Here is a 21,358-nt window from a genome sequence, read left to right as displayed (position 1 = left end):
TGGGGTATGTGTAGACACTGCCCCCTATTTCCAATCGCACCCGCACCGGTAAAACGCCATGGGAATGACCGACAACCTGCTCTCCACCAGTCAATGGCTGATCACCGCCGTGTTGTTTGCGGTGATCCTGTTGAAAGCGGTGCGTTCTGTCGACTGGTCCGCCTTGCGCAAGGATAACGCCCTGCAGCATTCGTTTTTTGGTGCTGCGGTGATTCTGGGTTTTGTCTGGCAGTTACGGGCAGGTATTTCACCAGGATTGGCGATTCACATCTTTGGCATCACGGTGATTACCCTGATGCTGGGTTGGGCTCTGGCCGTGCTGGCGGGCCTGCTGGCCCTGGTGATCACCGTCATCACCGGGCGCGAGCCGCTACTGATGTTTGCCGCTAACGGCCTGATTACGGTGATGGTGCCAGCCCTGGTCAGCCATGGCATCATGTTGTGGGAACGGCGGCGCAATTTCCGTAACTTCTTCGCTTACATCTTCTTCTGTGGTTTTTTTGGAGCCGGTCTGTCGGTTGCCGCGGCGGGCATGGTGATGTGCCTGATGCTATGGAGCAGCGGTACCTACAGTTTTGATGAACTGGTGCATGAGTATCTGAGGTATCTGCCGCTGTTCATGATTCCGGAGGGTTTCATCAACGGCACCTTTGTCACTGGCCTGATGGTATTCCATCCGGACCGGCTCAGTACGCTGGATCAGAGCCGCTACCGGTAAGCGTGCTGTTCAGATGCCCTCGCCCTGTTCGGAAGCCGCCTGCAGTTGCTGGATTTCCTTTCTGGATTCGACCTGACGGCGCCAGTTTTGCAGCCACTCCAGTACCTCTCCGGATGGCATCGGGCGGGCGATGCCGTAGCCCTGAACCAGATTGCAGCCCATGTCCCGCAATGCGGCGGCATGATCCATGGTCTCCACGCCTTCCGCCAGCACAGGATGGTCAAAGCGCTGAGCCAGGAAGATCACGCTTTCAACGATAGCGCGGTCATTGGCGTCGGTGAGCATGTTGCGGACAAAGCTCTGATCAATCTTGATGACATCCACCGGCAGGGTGCGCAGGTAGGTTAGCGATGAAAACCCGGTGCCAAAGTCATCCAGTGCCACCTGCAGGCCCAGAGACTGGCAGCGCGCCAGCACATTGCTGGCGCGCTTGGTGTCCTCCAGCGCCGTGGATTCCAGCACTTCCAGAGTGATTTGCCCGGGGCTCACTTCCGGATGGCTTTGCAGATAGCCTTCCAGGTAGTCCGCAAACTTCCGGTCCATCAGGTGGGGCGCGCTGATATTGATGCTGACTCCCAGAGCTTCGCCGGCTTCCCGCCATCGGTTCATCTGGTGAATCGCTTCTTTCAGCACCCATTGGCCCAGGGGGATCTCCAGGTGACTGTTGGCCACCGCCGGCAGAAAGGCATCGGGGGTAATCAGTCCTTTTTCGGGGTGGTTCCAGCGAATCAGGGCCTCAAAGGCAATCACCTGACAGTCGGCCATGCGCAGTTGTGGCTGGAAGTAGAGTTCGAATTCCTCGTTCTCCAGGGCTCGGGAAATCTCCATCAGCAGGTTCCGACGTTCCTTGCGGAAGGCATATTGGCCTGGATCAAAAATATAAAACTGGTTGCGGCCTTTCTCTTTGGCAGCATACATGGCCTGGTCGGCATGGCGGATCAGGCCTTCGGCGTCGGTATCATCCTCCGGGTACAGGGTGACGCCGAGGCTGGCGGTCAGATTTACCGCTTTACCCGCCATGTCGAAAGGCTCACTGACCGAGCTCAGGATACGCTGATACAGCGGCTCGGAATGATCGCTCTGAATCAGCAGAACAAATTCATCGCCGCCGATTCGGGCGACGGTATCTCCGCTGCGGAGACTTCGGGTGAGCCGTTCCGCCACCATGCGGAGGGCCTCGTCGCCGAAATCGTGGCCGAGTTCATCGTTGATACCCTTGAATCCGTCCAGGTCAAGATAGCAGATGGCGAGTGAGCGTTTCTGCCGGTCCGCGTGCGCCCTGGCGGATCGCAACCGCTCTTCCAGAAGCTGGCGGTTGGGCAGGCCGGTGAGGTCGTCGTAATTCGCGGCCCGGTCGAGCTCTTTGGCGTGATTCTTCAGGGCAGTGATATCGGAGAACGCCGCCACATAATAATGTTTGCCGGGTTCTTCCAGGTGCACCCGGCTGATGGATAGCAGTTCCACATATTCCTCACCGTTTTTTCGGCGATTCCACACCTCTCCGCGCCAGTGATCGGTTTTTTCGATGGACTGCCACATGGAACGGTAGTATTCCCGGGAATGGCGGCCAGAGCTTAGAATGGAAGGGTTGAGGCCGAGTACTTCCTGACGGCTGTATCCGGTAATCCGGGAAAACGCTGGGTTTACATCGATAATGTGGTTGAGGTGATCGGTGATGACAATCGCCTCGTGGCTGCGATCAAAGACGCTGGCAGCGATGCGCAGGCCGCGTTCGCTGTTTTTCCGGTCGGAGATGTTGGTCTGGATTACCACAAAGCCGGGTTCAATGCCGTCCTCTCCATCGACGGGTGTGCAGTAGGTGTGTACCCAGTAAGGTTCGCCGTTGGCGGTGTAGTGCAGGATGTCTTCTTCAAACGCCTCGCCCCGGAACAGGTGGCGATGTATCCGGCTGACGGTCTCCAGATCCGTATCCGGGCCAGCCAGAACCTGATTCGGCAGTTTCCCGCGCACCGAATTCAACGAGTAGCCAGTGTGCTTCTCAAACGCCTGATTGACCCACTCGATGCAGCCACCGGCGTCCAGAATCAGTGCCATGTTGCGGGTGGCGGTGGCCACCAGCGCCAGTCGTTTCGGGTCGATATCCGTGGCAGGCTGAGGGGTATCCGGGGTGTTGGGCATAGATCAGGTGTTCCGGTTATCGGTGGCTTTCGGCTTCCTCCTCTCCATGTGAGAACTGTTTGCGAGTATAGCAATGATTGGCTACCCGCAACCTCCGTATTTGCCGTGTGCCTGTTATCCGTTTCTTGCAAAGGGAGGTTGCCGGGGATGCTACCGCATCCGGGATTGGAAGGCATTCGACCTTGGTTTCAGGAAGTTGACGATCGTCAATTCGAAGTGAGATTTTTACCGTTTCAGGACAGCTAGGAGATTCACTGTCGCCAGCGGGAATGCTTCTGGAGTTTTCGTTGCAGAGTTCGGCGGTGCATGTTCAGAGCCCTGGCCGTTGCGGATATATTGCCCTCGTGTTCATTCAGCACCCGCTGGATATGTTCCCACTCCATTTCCTCCACCGAGGGCGGTTCCTGGCGCAGTGCGGGGCCGCCCTCAAGGGGTTCAAAGCCCTGTATCAGCTGGCTGACGGTGACCGGTTTGCACAGATAGTTTGCGGCGCCACGGCGCATGGCCTCCACCGCCGTGGCGATACTGCCGTAGCCGGTCAGTACCAGTACCTCCAGATTGTCATCGTGTTGCAGCAGCTCTGGCAGTAATTGCAGGCCGCTCTCACCCGCCAGATTCAGGTCCAGCACGCAGCGGTTAAAGTGCTTCTCGCCAAGGGCCCGGAGCGCATCCGCCCGGTTACTGGCCGTCGCGCTCTCCACGCCCTGTCGTGCAAGAGAGCGACTTAGTACCTGCAGAAAGCTCTCATCGTCATCAATCAGCAACCAGCATTCGCGGTCTGTCATGTTCAGATAACTCCCGTGGAAGGTGCGCCAGACATCGGAAGGTCGATCACCATGGTGGTGCCCTGGTCGCTCACCCGGGCACGAAGGTGGCCGCCCAGTCGCTGTATGGTGGCGTTGGACAGAAACAGCCCCACCCCCAGGCCGTTGCGGGAATCCACCACGTCTTCGCCCGGCGCACCGGCAAAGGCACTTTCCAGACCATCGCCGTGGTCTTCGACGATGAACTCTACTCGTGCATTGTCGGCCCTCTGGCAACTGACCGCGACCCATTGCGGGCTGGCGGTGAGGGCGTTGGCGAGCAGGTTCAGTACCGCCTGATCGAGGGTGGCATCTACCGCAACCATGGCCTCGGGACAATCGTCCGCCCAGCGTATCGGCCCGGCGGGCCAGAGCAAGGTTGCAGACTCCCGAAGCCGTTTGAGCCAGGCGGACACCGGCAGGTTTTCCAGTTTTGCGTTGCGGGCTTCGACGGCCGCCTGGGTCAGCTGCTGGAGATGGCCACTGCACAGTGCCAGCTGCTGTTGCATCATGCTCAGATCATCCTCCAGATGCTTGTCGCCCTGATCAGAGGTGGCACAGCGAATTTCATCCAGCAATAACGTCATGGTGTTCAGGGGCGTTCCGAGACGATGGGCGACGGCCGCTGCTGACAGGCCCAGAGAAATAATCTGTTCGTCGCGAAGCCGGTTTTCCCGGAACTGTCCAAGCTGGGATTGCTGTGCTCTGAGTTGGCGGGCCAGGGTGCCCACTACCAGGAGCAGAATGGCGGCAGTCAGGGCAAAGGTCACCCACATACCCACCAGATGTAGCTGGGCCAGGTCGCCGCCGTGATGCTGATGTTCAATGGCGGGCGTATGCCAGAGCACCAGGGCGGTATACACCAGAACACCGGATACTGTCAGGACGATACTGTGGCGCCCAGGCACCAGGATGATGGCGACCGCGATCGGCAGCAGCAGGAGCGAGACCAGAGGGTTGGTGTAGCCTCCGGTAAGGTAAAGCCAGAACCCGATCAGTACCAGATCGGCTGCCAGGGTAAGGCTGACAAAAACCGCCGAGGCGGGCGGGCGCCGGCTGAACCATAACCATCCGAGCGTGGCCAGTACACCGTATAGCAGGCACAGCAGCAGCGCCTCGGCCCGATGAGCAAGGGTGATGGTGGTTTCGGCAACCGCAACGGCCACCAGCAAGGTGACAATGATGGCCAGCCGCATGCCCAGAAGGTAACGGGCGGCCTGGCGAAAACCGGTCTGTGAGTGTGTCAGCCATTCCATGGGGGCATTCTACCAGCGTGTAGCCGATGTCGGCGCGAAAAACCTCTGGCTATTGCTTCGGGTCAACCGGCCGGTAGCACACCAGTTCCTGCCGAACCACATCACCGGTCAGTTGCAGGGGTGTCTGGTCGGTGACATATACCCGGACGGCGCGCTCAATGTCACTGGCGTTGTCAGGCTGGGAGATTTCGCCAGGCAGAAGGTCAGGTCGGTAGCGGCACTGGTCTGATTCAGGAAACAGCGCCACATAGGCAATACCGGTTTCCACCAGATCCTGAAAGAAATGAGAGCCATAGGACAGATCCGGCACCATGTCGCCGGCGTTTTCGGATATCTCCACCAAAGCACTGACCCCGGCGATATCGGCAAACCTGACCGGTACGCCCAGTTCCGGGCTGCTGGTGCCCCAGCGGCCGGGGCCGATCAGCAGGGTGCTTTTGCTGGATTCCCGCACGATCTCGCCGACACGGCGGGCGACTTCGTAACGCTGGTTGGTATTCAGACTGGCGTAAACAGCTGCATCTACACGGATGACCCGCTCGATCGCCAGATTGATGTTGCCGCCCATGAAATGGCCCTGGGTGCGGAAAATCTCCCGCTCTGCTGGCAGGTGTTCCGGCAGTGTGACTGGGCCGGTTTCGCCAATGGTGGCCAGTGGCCGGCACTGCACCAGGTTGAAGGCCGGTTCGCCGTGCTCATCCAGGTGCAGGGTGAACTCGACATCCACGGGATGCTGATAGCCGGCCTCCAGGGTCGATAACAAGGACGACAGCCGCTGAATAAACGAGCTGGCCTGAACCAGCGGCCGGAAGGTGAGCCGCCACACAGGCCCTGGCAGGCCAATCTGTTCCGCCCGAGCACTGGCGGCCCGGTCGATCTCGCCCATGTGCGCCATGGGCAGGTCGCTAACGGTTTCCAGTAACTGGCTCAGGGGCCGGGTTTCCAGATGGCCTTCCTGCAGGTCGAGCAGGTCCACCAGATGTTGGGAGAACCGGTAATGTTCGTCCGGATTGCGAAAAGGTTGCCGGCCGGGATGATCCAGCGCCATCACGCAGGCGTGGTCGCCTTCAATCCGGTCCACGGCCCGGGTGCCAAGCCCCATAACCAGGCGGACCATGCCCGCTTTCGGGTCCATGGTGCTGTCCCAGGCAAAGGTGTTTCTGGACACGCCAACGCCGGCGGCATCGGGCAGGTAATAGCGGCCATGGAAACGGCCATTTACCCGCTGGATTAACAGGGCCATGGGTTCCTCGCGCTGATCCAGGCCTCGTTGTTTACGGTACACCAGAGCGTCGTCGCTCATGGACGAGGCGTAGACCTGTCGGATGGCATCTTCCAGTTCCGCCAGTCGCTGTTCCGGTGCCCCCTGGTTGATCAGGAAGACGCTGTCGTATTTGCCGGCAAAGGCGTTGCCGAAACCATCCTCCTGCAGGCTGGATGAGCGCACCAGGATGGGATACTGGCCATAATGGTCAAGCAGGCGTTCCAGCTCCGAACGGACTTCCGCCGGGAATTGCCCGGTCAGGATGGCCTTGCGCAGGGCGGGTGCTTCACTGAGATAACCTTCTGGTGAGCGTTGTCGCATGATGGCCGGCCAGAGGCCGTTATGGACCAGAAAAGCATAGTAGGCGTCGGTGCCCAGGTAGCTGGAATCGTGGGGTTCCAGATTCGGCTGCCAGAGTTCCGGGGCATCTTTCAACAGAATGTTCCTGGCAATCAGCATACCTGTGGCCTTGCCACCAATATAACCGCTGCCAACCAGACGGCTGCGGATGGTGAGCAGATCTTCCAGAGTCAGGTAGCGCCGGGCCAGTTCGAGAATCTTGGGGTCGCGGCTGATCATCACCTGCAGAACCTGCTCCTGCAGATCAGGCATGCAGGCCTGATCCTGTTCAAAAACGGCCCGGCTGGCTTCCTGGAACAGTCTGTCCCAGTAATCCAGCAGTGGCTGGCGATGCAGGTGCCCGGATTCCAGCGAGGCCTGTAAGCGGGTGGCATCGCTGCTGTCGGTAATTGGCCGAAACTGGCCAGCCTGTTCCCGATGAGGCAGGAACATGGTCGGCGACTGGCGGCGCCAGGCCTTGATGGGATGAATCTGCACATCCTCGCCGTGGCGGTGCACATCGATCATCACCTGGGTGGTCTGGCGAATCCGGTCCAGGGTCATCCGGGAGTGTCGGTCCGGGTGCAGGGCGAACCAGGCGACAGTATCCAGCTCGAACAGGAAGGGACACACCACCCGGAAAAAATTTCCCACCATGGCATCGGTGGCCCAGGCGTTCAGTAGCTCACTCAGGCTGTCGCACACGTAGAAGGCGCCGCGGCCATGCTGTTCTATCAGGTGCCAGACTCGGCTGGTAAAACTTTCGAAGCCGCCGAGGGCATCAATGGTGATGGTGCGCACCGCTGGGTGCCGGTTAATGATCGGGGGATGCTCGCCGAAGCGGAGGTAGATAATCTGTCGGCCGGCGTCGGCGGCGGCGTCCAGAAAGGGAAGAACGAATCGGCGGTAGTCGTCCAGATCGGAGACCCGCCAGACAACGTTGTCGCCGATTCGTAGGCCATCCAGCACCTCATCCAGACCGGGCAGCCCGGTGGAAACCCGGTCTGCGGTCTGGTGAGGCTGCTGGCTGGTCATGGCGCGATCAGATCACGCCCATGGCGGTCATGGCCTTGGCCACACGGATGAAACCGTTGATGTTGGCACCCAGCACGTAGTTACCCTGTGCGCCGAATTCGGCGGCAGTTTCGTAACAGTTCTTGTGGATATCGATCATGATTTCCTCAAGGCGCTTCTGGGTGTAATCGAAAGTCCAGGAGTCGCGGCTGGCGTTCTGCTGCATTTCCAGGGCGGAAGTGGCAACACCGCCAGCGTTAGCGGCCTTGCCCGGGCCGTACGCAATCTTGGCGTCCTGGAAGATGATGATGCCTTCCGGCGTGGTGGGCATGTTGGCGCCTTCAGCAACCGCGATACAGCCATTTTCTACCAGCATCTTGGCATCGCTGCCATTGAGCTCGTTCTGGGTGGCGCAAGGCAGGGCCACATCACACGGAATGCTCCAGATGTTGCCGTCTTCCACGTACTTGGCATCCTTGTGGAACTCAGTGTAGGCGCTGATACGGCGGCGCTCCACTTCCTTGATGCGCTTGACGGTCTGCAGGTCAATGCCTTTCTCATGCACGATCATGCCCTGGGAGTCAGAGCAGGCAATCACTTTAGCGCCCAGTTCGTGGCACTTTTCGATGGCATAGATGGCCACGTTGCCAGAGCCCGACACCACTACAGTCTTGCCTTCCAGCGAGTCACCACGGGCTTTCAGCATTTCGTGGGTGAAGAACACGGTGCCGTAACCGGTGGCTTCGGTACGGGCGCGGCTTCCGCCCCAGTCCAGGCCCTTGCCGGTGAAGACGCCGGACTCGTAACGGTTGGTGATGCGCTTGTACTGGCCGAACAGGTAGCCGATCTCGCGGCCGCCTACGCCGATGTCACCGGCGGGAACGTCGGTGTATTCGCCCAAGTGACGGTACAGTTCGGTCATCAGGCTCTGGCAGAAACGCATGATTTCGTCGTCGGACTTGCCTTTCGGGTCGAAGTCGCTACCGCCTTTACCGCCGCCGATGGGCAGGCCGGTCAGGGCGTTTTTGAAGATCTGTTCGAAGCCCAGGAACTTGATGATGCCCAGGTACACCGATGGGTGGAAACGCATGCCACCTTTATAGGGGCCAAGGGCACTGTTGAACTCGACGCGGAAGGCGCGGTTGATGTGAATTTCACCACTGTCGTCCTGCCAGGGCACACGGAAGATGATCTGGCGCTCGGGTTCGCAGATGCGCTGGATAATCTTCTTGTCCGCGAACTCCGGGTATTTCACCAATACGGGCCCCAGGGTTTCCAGCACTTCGTGAACCGCCTGGTGGAATTCTTTTTCACCCGGGTTGCGATGAAGAACGTCCTGGAAGATCGGTTCGAGCTTTTCGTCGAGTTTTGCAGTCATGGTGTCATGCCCTCGGAATACGCGTATTGAAAGTCGCAGGAAAATGCGACCGCCCAAAAAAAGGGCACTGATTGCACCACAGGGGTGCGGTATTTGGCAAGTAAATCTGCTGCGAAGCCCCGCGCTCTACCCGACGGAGATACCCCCAAGGGGGTGCGGCATTGTGTCTCAAGCCAATGAAAATGAAGCGGCATACAATTCCGGCTAATTAGCAAAATACCTGATCAAAACGCCCCAAGGACCGCCAACCCATGATGAGAAAGACCCACCTGGCTCGCTGTATCAGCCTTGTGATGGCCGGCTATGCTGTCGCACCTCTTGCCAACGCCCAGTCTGAAACCGATGCCCCGATGTTGATCCGGGTGACTGAAGGTCAGTCTGCCGAAGCCGCCCGGCTCTCTGCCGCGGCCATTCAGACCGAACCCGTACAGCGACTGTCCTCGGATGCGGGGGTTTCCCTGTCACGCATGGGCGGCCGTGGTCTTGATCCGGTGATCCGTGGCCAGAACGAAGAGCGGGTTGAGGTGCTGCTCGACGGCATGCGGGTTGAAGGGGCTTGTCCGAGCCGGATGGATCCGCCCACCAGCCGTTTGAGCACAGCGCTGGCGCCGGTGCTGGAAGTGCGCACCAGCAACCGCACCCTGCGCTGGGGCCCGATTGCCGGCGGCCAGGTTGTGGCCACTACCGCCGCCCCGGAATTTGCTGATGATAACCGCACCACTGGCCACCTGACGGTCGGCGGTGCCGACAATGGCGAAGGCAAGCTGGTTAACGGCAGTGTGGCGGCCGGCAGCAAGGATACCTTCATTCGCCTTGCCGGCGGCTACGACGAAGCCGACGACTATGAAGACGGCGACGGTAACGAAGTCCGCAGCGCCTATAAAAACTCTGGAGGCCGGGTGGATGCCGCCTGGACGGCTGATAATGGCTTTTACATCAAGGGCCTGGTCAGCCGCCAGGAAGAGCGGGATGTAAAGTTTCCCGGCCGGGGTATGGATGCACCGACAACGGATACCGACCTGTACCGGCTGGAGCTGGGCGCGCCGGTTGCCAGCGGCGGCTGGAACCTGATGGCATGGCAGGCAGAGGTGGATCACGTGATGGATAACTTCAGCCTGCGTGAGCCGCCGGTAAATATGGGTATGCCCATGAAAATGCAGACCAACTCGGAAACCCGTACCCGGGGCGCCCGACTGGTGCTGGATCAGACCATCAACTACACCAAAGACATTGCCTTTGGTGTCGATGTGGAAAGCAATGAGTGGGATGCCACCATGTACAACGGCATGAATCTCGACCACGAGGCCTCTTTGATGTGGCCGGGCGTCGAGCGAGACCGGGTAGGTGTGTTTGTGGAAGCCTTCCACCAGATACGCGCCAATGCCCGCCTCGGTGCCGGCATCCGTTATGACCGTGTGGAAATGGATGCCACCCGTGCCGATCAGACGTTTACTCCGATGGCCGGCGGTATGATGACGTTCTCCCCTTCCGGGCTTTACGCCTCGGCCTATGGTGCAAGCGATACCGAAGCCAACGATGACAACGTAAGCGGTTTCCTGACCGGGGAGTGGCGTTTTTCTTCGGTCCAGGCCCTTGAAGTTACGGCCAGCCACAGCGTGCGCTCCCCCAGCGTGAATGAGCGCTACGTTGCCCGTAAGACCATGAAAGGCAGTTGGATTGGAAACCCGGATCTGGACACCGAAAAACACCACAAGCTGGAAGTCAGCCTGCCCGGCAATCAGGGCGAGTGGAGCTGGCGCCCGGCTGTCTGGGTGGACCAGGTGGATGACTATGTTTACCGCTTTGACATCCTCAATCCCAATAACACCACGGATACCCGCTACGAAAATATCAGCGCCCGCCTGCTCGGCGTAGAGGGCATGCTGGGGTGGAGCAACGGTACCTGGAGCAGCACCAGCAAGCTGGCTTCCGTGCGCGGCGAAAACCGGGATGCCGACAAGGCGCTGCCGCGGATTCCGCCTATCCAGTTTATCCAGACCCTGGGCTGGCATTATCAGGGCCATACTCTGGAGGCCGAATGGCAACTGGCCCGTCGCCAGGATCGGGTAGATCTTGAATCCGGACTGGACCCCAGTACTTCGCCAGGATACGGCGTATTCAACCTGTCCGGCACCCACCCGCTCATGGCCAATCTGAGCCTGACCTGGGCAGTGGATAACCTGTTCGACAATACCTGGGCGAACCATGTCAGTAAGGACAACCTGGCCGACAGTGGGGTGTTCCGGGTCAATGAGCCGGGGCGCACATTGCGCGCAGCGCTTACGGCCCGGTGGTAAAAACGATTATGGCGGTTACCCGCTTCTCATAGCCGGCGGGTGACATTGATACCCCGGGTGGAGGTCACTCCATCCGGGGTTTTTTTGTCGTTGATCAAACCCGGTTCGCAAGGACAGCAACTAGACTGAAGGGTGTCAGGGGTAATGCTACAATTGGTTATCAAGTAATTCTCTAAAGGAATAACGAAGATGGGTAAGTGTGTTCAGGCGATTCGGGTGCTGCTTCTGATGCTGATCAGTTCCGCTTTATCGGCTGAGACCGTGGAAACGCAGGCGGTAACGCGGGCCACCCTGCAGGAAACCGCCCATCTTGATGGTGTTATTGAAGCGGTTCAGCAGAGTACCGTATCCGCCCAGACCAGCGGTACGGTGGTGGAGCTGCCCTTTGATGTGGATGATTCTGTTGCCGCCGGTGATCTGATCGTGCGCCTGGAAGACAGCGAACAGCAGGCCCGGCTCAACCAGGCTGAAGCCGGATTGCAGGAAGCCCGTTCCGGGTTGCAGGATGCCCGTCAGCAGTATCAAAGAATCGAAGCCATTCATGAACGGGGCCTGGTGTCCCGGCAGGAATTCGACCAGGCCCGCAATAATATGAGCGCTGCTCAGGCCAGGGTGGAAAGGGCGGAAGCGGCGGTGGCCGAAGCCCGCAAGCAGCTGGACTACACCCGTATTATCGCCCCCTATGGCGGCATTCTCACCGAACGGCATGTCGAGCTGGGTGAGTCTGTGAGCCCCGGCCAGCCTTTGCTTAGCGGTTTGTCCCTCGAACAGCTGCGGGTGGTGGTGGATCTGCCCCAGAAATACGCCGACGTGGCCCGCAGCCAGCGCCAGGCCACCGTGACCCTGCCCGATGGCCGCATGCTGGAGACCGGCGAGATGACCTTCTATCCCTATGCCAACCCTCAAACCCATACCTTCCGGCTGCGCCTTCAGCTAAACGAACCCAATGGTGCCTTGTTCCCGGGCATGCTGGTGAAAGTGAGTGTGCCGGTGGCGAGCCGGGAGGCGCTGTGGATTCCGGCGTCTGCCCTGCTTCAGCGCAGTGAACTGCGGGCCGTGTTCGTGATCAACCCTGAGGGCGAACCACGGCTGCGCCAGATTCGGCCCGGCGTTCGCGATGGTCAGCGGCTGGAGGTGTTGTCGGGGCTCAGTGCCGGTGAACAGGTGGTGACCAACCCGGGGGTTCTGGTGGGCAGCGAAACACTGGCCATGCCCGGTTCCTCAGCGGCAAGCGGGGAGTAAGCGGCCATGAGTCAGGAATTGCCCCCGGTTGGCCCGTCCGGTGTCATTGCCCGGGCCTTTCAGAACAATCATCTGACCCCGCTGCTGGCCATTCTGGCGATCATCCTCGGTGTCCTGTCGGTGATCGTCACACCAAAAGAAGAGGAACCCCAGATTGATGTCACCATGGCCGACATCATGGTGGCGCTGCCGGGAGCCAGTGCCCGAGAAGTGGAAAGTGTGATTGCCACGCCGGCCGAACAGGTGATGAGTGAGATCAAGGGCGTAGAGCATGTTTACTCCGTGTCACGACAGGGCCAGGCGGTGGTGACCGTTGAATTCGAGGTCGGTATCACCCGACAGGAAGCACTGGTGCGGCTCTACAACCAGGTGTATTCCAACCAGGACTGGCTGCCGCCGGATCTCGGAGCCTCCCAGCCACTGATCAAGCCCCGGGGTATAGACGATGTGCCGGTGATGAGCCTGACCCTGTTTGATCCCACCAACACCCATTCCGGGGAAGAACTCACCCGGCTGGCGCACATGCTCGAAGTGGCCCTCAAGCGCGTGCCCGGTACCCGGGACATCTATACCCTCGGCGGCGTACCGGACCGGGTGGACATCCTGTTTGATCCGGCGCTGTTGGCGGGCTATGGCCTCACCACCGAGGACATCGCGAGTGCGCTCAATGCCGGCAACGCGGCCAGCCAGGAAGCCCGGGTAACCCGCGACAACGTCTCCATTCCGGTACAGGCCGGAACGCTGCTGGAATCCGTAGACGATGTCCGTTCCCTGGTGGTGGGCATGCACAATGGGGCGGCCGTCTACATGGATGATGTGGCGCAAGTGCGCCGTGGCGGGACGGTGCCGGACCAGAGTGTAATGGTCGGTTTCGGCCCGGCCCACCCGGAGCACAAAGCAGGCGTGGCCGGCCAGGTGTATTCGGCGGTGACGCTGGCGATTGCCAAGAAGCCAGGCGAAAACGCCATCGACATCACCACTGCCATCGAGCAGCGGCTGGATGAGCTGCGTAACCGGGCCCTGCCACCGGATATTGAGGTGCTGGTGACCCGGGATTACGGGGTGACCGCCTCCGACAAGGCACAGAAACTGATCTCCGATCTGGTGTCCGCCACCGTGGCGGTGATGCTGCTGGTGTTGGCGGCCATGGGCTGGCGCCAGGCCCTGATTGTCGGTATTTCGGTACTGATTACACTGCTGCTAACGTTGGTATTTTCCTGGGCCTGGGGCTTTACCCTGAACCGTGTGTCGCTGTTTGCGCTGATCTTTTCCATCGGGATTCTGGTGGATGACGCCATCGTGATCACCGAGAACATCAACCGGCGCATCCAGAACACCCGCCGTTCGATCACGGACATCATCCCGGTGGCGGTGGATGAGGTGGGCACCCCCACCATTATGGCTAGCCTGACCATCATGGCCGCGCTGCTGCCCATGGCGTTTGTGACTGGCCTGATGGGGCCCTACATGAGCCCGATTCCGATCAACGCCTCGGCTGGGATGGTGCTGTCCCAAATCGTTGCTTTCGTGGTGGCTCCCTGGCTGGCCTTCCGGTTGCTCAAGCACAAGAAGGGTGAGCAGGCCGCCGAAGCCGAGGAGGCGTCCAGCTCTGCCGATGGCGTCAGCCCAGTGTCCCTGAGAATTTTCCGGACGGTGCTCGGTCCGTTCCTGGGTGATCATCCCTGGCGGCGTCGTGTGCTGGCGCTGGGCGTGGTGGGCCTGACCCTGGCCGCCACCTCGCTGCCGGTGTTCCAGGCGGTGATCCTGAAAATGCTGCCGTTCGACAACAAGTCCGAGTTGCAGGTGGTAGTGGATATGCCCGAGCGAACGCCCATGGAGCAGACCCAGCGGGTGTTAATGGAAATGGGCAGCTACCTGGAAACGGTGGATGAGGTGGCCAACTGGCAGACCTACGCCGGTACCGCGTCGCCGATCAATTTCAACGGTCTGGTCAGGCAATACTACCTGCGTGGCGATCCTTACCACGGCGATATCCAGGTCAATCTTATTCATGAGGAGCGCCGGGAACGGCAGTCTCATGCCATTGCCCAGTCGCTCCGGGGTCCGTTGACCGAGATCGGTAAGCAGCACGGCGCCAGCGTCAAGATTGTCGAGGTGCCGCCCGGTCCGCCGGTATTGTCACCGGTGGTGGCGGAGATCTACGCGGTGGATGAAAACCGTCGGGCGGAACTGGCCCGGCAAGTGGCCGAGGGCATGACCCGGGTGGATGGTCTGGTGGATATCGATACCACGCTTGAGGCGCCTACTCGACAGTGGGAAGTGGTTGTGGATCGGGACCGCGCGGCACGGCTTGGCGTGTCCCAGGCCCAGGTGGTCGGTGCCCTCCAGACGGCCCTGGGCGGCACCAGTGTCAGTTTCCTGCACGATGACCACGCCAAGTACCCGGTTCCGATTCGTGTGATTCTGAGCGAAGGCGACAAGGCCCAGCCCGCGGCATTGTTATCCCTGAACGTGCGCAGTCGTGATGGCAACCTGCTTCCTTTGGCGAGTATTGCCGATGTTCGCGAGGCCGACTGGATGGGCGCGATCTACCACAAGGATTTGCTGCCGGTGACCTACGTGACGGCGGATATGGCGGGCGAGATCGATTCACCGTTGTATGGCATGTTTGCGATGGTTGAACGTCTGGACCAACAGGAGTGGGCGCCGGAGCAGTATTTCATCGACCAGCCCCCATTGCCGGAGAAGGGCACCCTGAAATGGGACGGCGAATGGCAGATCACCTACGAAACCTTCCGGGACATGGGCGCGGCTTACAGCGTGGGTGTGTTTATGATCTTCGTTCTGCTGGTGGCGCAGTTCCGTTCCTATATTCTGCCGCTGGTGATCATGGCGCCCATACCGCTGACCCTGATCGGCATCATGCCCGGCCATGCGCTGCTGGGGCGCGAGTTCACCGCCACCAGCATGATTGGCATGATTGCCCTGGCCGGGATCATCGTGCGCAACTCGATCCTGCTGGTGGTGTTTATCCGGCAGCTGATCGACGAAGGCGTAGAGCTGGACGAAGCGGTGGTCCTGGCGGGCGCGGTGCGCATCAAACCCATCGCGTTGACGGCGATCTCGGCGATGGTGGGTGCTTACTTTATTCTGAACGATCCGATTTTTAACGGCCTGGCGATATCGCTGGTCTTTGGCCTGGCCATGTCCACTTTGCTGACGGTTCTGGTGGTTCCGCTTCTGTACTACACACTTGCGCGTTGCCGGTGGATTTGACGCCGGGTCATTTGCTACCGGGTTGGCCAGTAGCGCTGCATTTCGAGGAACAGGAAGGAGGCGCTCCAGGTAATCAGGACCAGCCCTGTCAGGGCCTCGATGCCGGTCAGATGACGGAGCATGCCAACGGCTTCAATATCGCCGTAGCCGAGGGTGGTAAAGGTTGTGAAAGAAAAATAGGTACAGTCCAGCATGGAGCCGTTGAAATTGCCAAGCAACTGGCCCCAGCCATCCGCGTGGTGCATGAAATAAAAGGCCGTGGCAAATATCCAGACCTGAAGAGCATGGGCGGTAAGGCAGCCGAGCACTGCGACGATCAAGCGGAAGTGGTGGCTTTGCCGCATTCGTCCCAAGAGGCTACTCAAACGGATCAGGACTTCGTTATGTATCACTACAACGGCACACACCAGAAGGATGTTCAGCAGGGTGACGTTGATCAGAGTATCGTGAGTGGCGTCCAACGGAGTCGGTCCTGAAGCCGGGAAACCTGCCGGAGTAATCCGGAACCTGTTGAAAATTGTATAGTAAATTCGTTGCCTTCGCGCACTTTCATTTAATCAGAGTATTGACTGTCCATGTCCAGAAAACTGCTTCCCCTGTTGATGATCGCCCTGGGTATTGCCGGCTTCCTGCTTTTGAAGGCAACCCGGCCGGAACCGGCGGAAGTATCCGCCACCGAGCGTAGCTGGCTGGTGCAGGTGCAGAAGGTCAAGCCCACTCGAGCGACCCCGGTGTTGCCTCTGTATGGTGAGGTGGTGGCGCCGGATCTGCAGACCATCACCGCCACTCTGGCCGGGCGTATTGACCGGTTACCGGTACGGGAAGGGCAGCAGGTGAGCGAAGGTGACTTGCTGATCGCGCTGGATTCCGCCGATATCGAGCCGGTACTTGCCCAGGCCCGGGCCCAGGTCGCCGACCTGGAGGCGCAGGTGCGGTCCGAACAGGTGCGATACCGCAACGATCAGCGATCCCTGGAGAGTGAAAAGGCCATTCTGGACAACGCCCGTCGCCAGTTTGAGCGTATTCAGTCGCTGGTTGAGCGTAACCTGGCCTCCCGCGAAAGCCTTGAGGCTGCCACCGATGCGCTGGCGAGGGCGGAGTTGACCCTTCGTATCCGGGAGCGGGCCATAGCCGAGCATCCGGCCCGGCTGCAAAGCCTGGAAGCCCGGTTGTCGCAGGCCCGGGCCAGTCTGACCACGGCAGAACTGGACGGTGAGCGGGCGGTATCAACAGCGCCTTTTGACGGTATGGTCACCAACCTGCAAGTGGCGGCTGGCGATCAGGTATCCCGCAATCAGGCGTTGTTGAGCATCTATCCGATACAGGGGCTGGAAGTCCGGGCGCGGGTGCCGCAGATGTATCTCGGCGAGTTGGTGGATGCCCTGGCCAAGGGGGCAACACTAACGGCTACCACCGAGGATTCCGGCCAGCGCTTTGAGCTGGTCCGGTTTGCTGGCCTGTCTGATCCGGCCGGTACCGAGGCGGTGCTGGAGCTGAACGGGGAATCGGGAGCCTTGCGGCCCGGGGCCTTGCAGCCACTGCTGCTGCAGCGGCCAGCAAGGGACAACCTGATTCCCATACCCTTCAGTGCACTGTACGGGGCCGACAGTGTTTACATCATGACTGATGATAACCGTATGCAGCGGGTGACGGTGCAACGGGTTGGCGAGGCACTCAGTGAGAATGGCGAGCGCCGGTTGTTGATCGCCAGTGAACACCTGAAACCGGGCATGCGCCTGATCACCACCCACCTGCCCAATGCGATCACCGGCCTGAAAGTAAAGCTGGCGGATAGCAAGGGAGCACCGGCCTCATGAGTCGCAAAAAGGGTGTGATCGGCTTTTTTGTCCATCACCGGTTGGCCGGCAATCTGGTGATGCTGGTGATGTTGCTCGGTGGCGTAATGGCCCTGACTCGTATGAATATCCAGTTCTTCCCTACTTTCGCCCTGGATGTGGTCAGCGTGCGGGTGGTGTGGAGTGGTGCGTCGGCCGAGGATGTGGAGCGCGGTATTACCGATCCGCTGGAGCAGCGTCTGCGCAGCGTCGACGGCCTCAAGAAGATGACCTCCACGTCGGCGCAGGGGGTGTCGTCCATTACCCTGGAATTCCATGAAGGCACCGACCCGATACAGGCAGTGGATGACGTGCGCCAGCAGGTCGACGAGTTCAATAACTTGCCGGCGGATGCCGAAGAACCGCAGGTGGCCAGGGTTGAACGGTACGAACCGGTGGCCCGGCTGCTGGTTTACGGTGATGTCGACCGGGCCGAGTTGCGCCAGCTGGTGTACCGGTTTGAAGATGAATTGCTGGACCGGGGCATCGACCGGGTCACGCTCCGGGGCCTGCCGGAGCAGCAGATCAGTATTGATGTGCCGGTGGAGCGGCTGGAATCCCTGGGCCTGTCGCTGGAACAGATTGCCGATCGGGTGGCGTCGCTGTCCCGTGACCTGCCGGCGGGGATGATGGCTCAGCAGGATGCCACCCGAGAGCTGCGGGCGGTGGAACAGCGACGCAGCCCCCAGGCCTTCGAGACCATTCCGGTACTCAGCGGTGATCGCATCCGCATGCAACTGGGTGACATAGCCATCATCCGCCAGGAAGCCCGGGACAACCAGACGGTCATGGAAAACAACGGCATGCCCGCCGTAGAGCTGCAGCTTCAGCGGGCGGAAAACGGCAACTCCCTGACCGCCGCGCGGGTGTTTGAGTCCTGGTTGACGGATACCCGCCCGACCTTGCCGGCCACCGTAAATATCAAGGTTTACGACGAAACCTGGCAGCTGATTGAAGACCGGATTTCCCTGCTGGTGAATAACGGCCTGGGTGGTCTGGTGCTGGTGGTGGGGCTGCTCTACCTGTTTCTTCCCGGGCGGGTCGCCGCCTGGGTGGCGGTGGGTATTCCCACCGCCTTTCTCGCAGCCCTGGGGGTGCTATGGCTGATCGGCGGCTCCATCAACATGATTTCCCTGTTTGCACTGATCATGGCCCTGGGGGTGATCGTTGACGATGCCATCGTGGTGGGGGAGGACGCGGACGCCCATGCCCGTATGGGAGAGCAGTCCATCTATGCCGCCGAAGGCGCTGCCAAGCGTATGGTCTGGCCAGTACTGGCTTCGTCCCTGACCACGGTGGCGGCGTTCATGCCACTGCTGGTGGTGGGAGGTGTAATAGGCAATATCCTGGGCGATATTCCGGTGGTGATGATCTGCGTGTTGATTGCCTCTCTGCTGGAGTGTTTTGTGGTCTTGCCAGCCCATCTTCGCCATGCCTTTGTTCGCAAGGTTTCCGAGAATCAGCCAGAGCGACGCCCTCACGCCGTGGCCCGTTTGCGCCGGGGATTTGAGCAACGGTTCGATACCTTCCGCGACGGCCCTTTCCGCCGGTTCTCCCGCTACAGCCTGAAGCACCGGGGCATGACCGTAGCCTCGGCACTGGCGTTGGCTATTGTCACCGTCGGCCTGCTGGCCGGTGGACGGCTTGGGTTCAATTTCTTCCCGACGCCGGAACCATCGGTGTTCTACGCCAATGCCAGCTTTGTGGCGGGCACGGATAAGGACACGGTGGCGCGCTTCATCCGGGAAATGCAGCGCTCACTCACTGAAACGGAGGAGGCCCTGGGTGGCGATCTCGTACTCCATGCCGTGACCACCTACGGCGCTACTCAAGGGGCTGAGGGCAGTTCCCGGAACGATGACGAGCTTGGCTCCATGCTGGTGGAGCTGGTGCCTTCGGACAGCCGTTCTGTGCGCAATGCCGAGTTCATTCGGGAATGGCGCAGCCGTATGACGCTGCCGGCCGGACTCGATGCCCTGAACATCAACGAGCGTCAGGCCGGCCCGCCCGGGCGAGATGTCAATGTGCGACTGACCGGTGATGACGCAGAGGCCCTGAAGCGGGCAGCGGATGAAGTGGCACAGGCACTGGATACCCTGCCGGGCGTGCTGGATGTGGAAGACGATATGCCCTGGGGCCGGGAACAGTTGCTCTATCAGGTCAGCCCTTATGGTGAGGCTCTAGGGCTGACCACTGTGGATCTGGGCCGACAGTTGCGGGCGGCATTTGATGGCCGGATCGCCCAGATCTACCAGGATGGTCGCGATGAGGTGGAAGTCCGGGTGCAGTTGCCGAGGGCGCAACGGGAACAATATTCCACCCTGGAGCGCATGACCATCCGCATCCCCGATGGCCGTTTTGTACCGCTGACCCAGGTGATGAACCTGGACCACCGCCAGGGATTCCAGGCCCTGCGCCATGCCGATGGCAAGCTTGCGGTGGAGGTCACCTCGGCGCTGAATACCCGGGTTGCCACCACCGACCAGATTCTTGAGAGCCTGCAGTCCGGGCCTTTGCCGGAGATCGCCAGTCGCCACGGTGTGCGCTACAGCTTTGAGGGCCGCTCGGCCGATCAACGCGAAACCATGGCGGACATGCAAACGGGGCTGCTTATCGGCCTGGCCCTGATGTATGTGGTGCTGGCCTGGGTGTTTGCATCCTGGAGTCTGCCCCTGATCGTCATGGCGATTATTCCCTTTGCCCTGGTCGGTGCCCTCCTGGGCCACTGGATCATGGGGCTGCAGCTCACCATACTGTCGCTGTTTGGGTTGTTCGGCCTGTCCGGTATCGTGGTGAATAACGCCATTATTCTGGTGGCTTTCTACAATCAGCAACGGCAGAAGGGGCTGGACATCACGGATGCCCTGAATGAGGCCGCCGTGCAGCGGGTTCGCGCGGTGCTGCTGACGTCCTTGACGACCATCGGGGGGCTGACACCGCTGCTGTTCGAAACGTCGTTGCAGGCCCAGTTCCTGATTCCCATGGCAACGTCGATTGCCTTTGGCTTGGGACTGTCCACCTTCCTGGTGCTGCTGGTGATTCCAGCGCTGTTGTCCTGGGTCGAGCAATTCCGGGAATGGCGTGCCCAACGCAGGAACGGTGCGGCAGAACCTCTGGGGGCTGCCGACTGAATACCGGGAGAAAACATGGCCGATAACCTGATCAGTGTCACCGGTCTGAGTAAACAGTTCGAGAGCGGCGACCAGCATGTGACCGTGTTGCGGGAACTGAGTGTGCATCTGGGGCGAGGCGAGTCGCTGGCGCTCACCGGCCCGTCCGGTTCCGGGAAAAGCACGCTGCTGAATGTTCTTTGTGGTCTGGAGTCTCCCGGTTCCGGTCGGCTGGCGATGTTGGGACAGCCTTTGGCCGGGGATGGCGCGCCAACGGGCAAGGCCCTGGAGCGGACCTGGTGCGAATTGAGGCAGAGCCGACTCGGCGTGGTCTTTCAGGATGCCAACCTGATGCCGACCCTGTCCCTGCTGGATAATATCCGGTTGCGAGCGCGCCTGGCTGGCCGGGACGACACCAGCGCTGGCGACTGGCTCCAGAGGTTGGGCATTGGTGAGCTGGGCCAGCGTTATCCGGATCAGGTTTCCGGTGGCCAACGCCAGCGGGCTGCGCTGGCCATGGTATTTGTTACCCGGCCGGCACTGATTCTGGCGGATGAGCCGACCGGTAGCCTGGACCGGAGGACGGCTGAGACTGTCGCCGATGAGTTGTTCGAACTCCAGGCCCGCCATGGCTGTGGGCTGGTGCTGGCGACCCACGATGCGGACCTGGCAGCCCGTTGCCTGCATCAACTGGACCTCGGGCACCAGGGCGGGCCCTGAAGACCT

The 21,358-nt window shown here is 60.4% G+C and carries 13 protein-coding genes; 7 read left to right on the top strand and 6 right to left on the bottom strand.

The window, feature by feature from the left end; all coding sequences use genetic code 11:
* The first annotated feature begins 58 nt into the window (after positions 1-58).
* Positions 59-718: an energy-coupling factor ABC transporter permease gene (locus tag QPL98_RS14520; protein ID WP_014420213.1), complete on the top strand. Its 660-nt coding sequence runs from the start codon at positions 59-61 to the stop codon at positions 716-718.
* A 9-nt stretch (positions 719-727) separates the two neighbouring features.
* Here the strand turns inward: QPL98_RS14520 and QPL98_RS14515 are convergent, their stop codons facing one another.
* The 5 genes from QPL98_RS14515 to gdhA all read right to left on the bottom strand — a co-directional run bounded on the left by QPL98_RS14515 (position 728) and on the right by gdhA (position 8,911).
* On the bottom strand, positions 728-2,857 hold the full coding sequence (locus QPL98_RS14515) for a bifunctional diguanylate cyclase/phosphodiesterase (RefSeq protein ID WP_014420214.1): 2,130 nt from the start codon (positions 2,855-2,857) through the stop codon (positions 728-730).
* 251 nt (positions 2,858-3,108) lie between these two features.
* The gene (locus tag QPL98_RS14510; protein ID WP_113879567.1) at positions 3,109-3,642 is read right to left on the bottom strand and encodes a response regulator transcription factor; all 534 of its coding nucleotides are present in this window, start codon (positions 3,640-3,642) and stop codon (positions 3,109-3,111) included.
* A 2-nt stretch (positions 3,643-3,644) separates the two neighbouring features.
* A complete protein-coding gene (locus tag QPL98_RS14505; protein ID WP_303293503.1) occupies positions 3,645-4,916 on the bottom strand; it encodes a HAMP domain-containing sensor histidine kinase in 1,272 nt (423 codons plus the stop codon).
* 49 nt (positions 4,917-4,965) lie between these two features.
* Complete coding sequence (locus QPL98_RS14500; protein WP_303293502.1) at positions 4,966-7,554, bottom strand: PEP/pyruvate-binding domain-containing protein; 2,589 nt, start codon at positions 7,552-7,554, stop codon at positions 4,966-4,968.
* 7 nt (positions 7,555-7,561) lie between these two features.
* Positions 7,562-8,911, bottom strand: coding sequence for an NADP-specific glutamate dehydrogenase (gene gdhA, locus QPL98_RS14495; protein WP_113879565.1), 1,350 nt, complete (start codon positions 8,909-8,911; stop codon positions 7,562-7,564).
* 251 nt (positions 8,912-9,162) lie between these two features.
* On the opposite strand from gdhA, the gene QPL98_RS14490 reads away from it, so the two are divergent.
* The 3 genes from QPL98_RS14490 (at position 9,163) to QPL98_RS14480 (ending at position 15,687) form a co-directional block, all read left to right on the top strand.
* On the top strand, positions 9,163-11,208 hold the full coding sequence (locus tag QPL98_RS14490) for a TonB-dependent receptor (RefSeq protein ID WP_303293501.1): 2,046 nt from the start codon (positions 9,163-9,165) through the stop codon (positions 11,206-11,208).
* 189 nt (positions 11,209-11,397) lie between these two features.
* On the top strand, positions 11,398-12,450 hold the full coding sequence (locus QPL98_RS14485; RefSeq protein WP_303293500.1) for an efflux RND transporter periplasmic adaptor subunit: 1,053 nt from the start codon (positions 11,398-11,400) through the stop codon (positions 12,448-12,450).
* A 6-nt stretch (positions 12,451-12,456) separates the two neighbouring features.
* Positions 12,457-15,687, top strand: a complete 3,231-nt coding sequence (locus QPL98_RS14480) for an efflux RND transporter permease subunit (protein ID WP_303293499.1) — start codon at positions 12,457-12,459, stop codon at positions 15,685-15,687.
* Between the two features lie 14 nt (positions 15,688-15,701).
* Here the strand turns inward: QPL98_RS14480 and QPL98_RS14475 are convergent, their stop codons facing one another.
* Positions 15,702-16,127, bottom strand: a complete 426-nt coding sequence (locus QPL98_RS14475) for an ion channel (protein ID WP_031211080.1) — start codon at positions 16,125-16,127, stop codon at positions 15,702-15,704.
* A gap of 135 nt (positions 16,128-16,262) precedes the next feature.
* Here QPL98_RS14475 and QPL98_RS14470 point away from each other — a divergent pair, with 135 nt between their 5' ends.
* Genes QPL98_RS14470 through QPL98_RS14460 form a run of 3 tightly spaced genes read left to right on the top strand, consistent with a single transcriptional unit; the run spans position 16,263 to position 21,352 of the window.
* Positions 16,263-17,504 carry an efflux RND transporter periplasmic adaptor subunit gene (locus QPL98_RS14470; protein WP_023007776.1) on the top strand — a complete coding sequence of 414 codons (1,242 nt, stop codon included), beginning with the start codon at positions 16,263-16,265 and terminating at the stop codon, positions 17,502-17,504.
* Positions 17,501-20,653 (top strand): efflux RND transporter permease subunit, encoded by a 3,153-nt coding sequence (locus QPL98_RS14465; RefSeq protein WP_011783861.1) that lies wholly within the window; start codon positions 17,501-17,503, stop codon positions 20,651-20,653. Before QPL98_RS14470 ends, QPL98_RS14465 begins: the two co-directional genes overlap by 4 nt.
* 15 nt (positions 20,654-20,668) lie before the next feature.
* Positions 20,669-21,352, top strand: a complete 684-nt coding sequence (locus tag QPL98_RS14460) for an ABC transporter ATP-binding protein (RefSeq protein ID WP_022993374.1) — start codon at positions 20,669-20,671, stop codon at positions 21,350-21,352.
* Positions 21,353-21,358 lie beyond the last annotated feature (6 nt).

This window comes from Marinobacter sp. ST-43 (genome assembly GCF_030541085.1).
Lineage (GTDB): Bacteria > Pseudomonadota > Gammaproteobacteria > Pseudomonadales > Oleiphilaceae > Marinobacter > Marinobacter nauticus.
The sequence above is the reverse complement of the archived record's forward strand: the minus strand, read 5'-3'. Positions and strand labels throughout refer to the sequence as shown.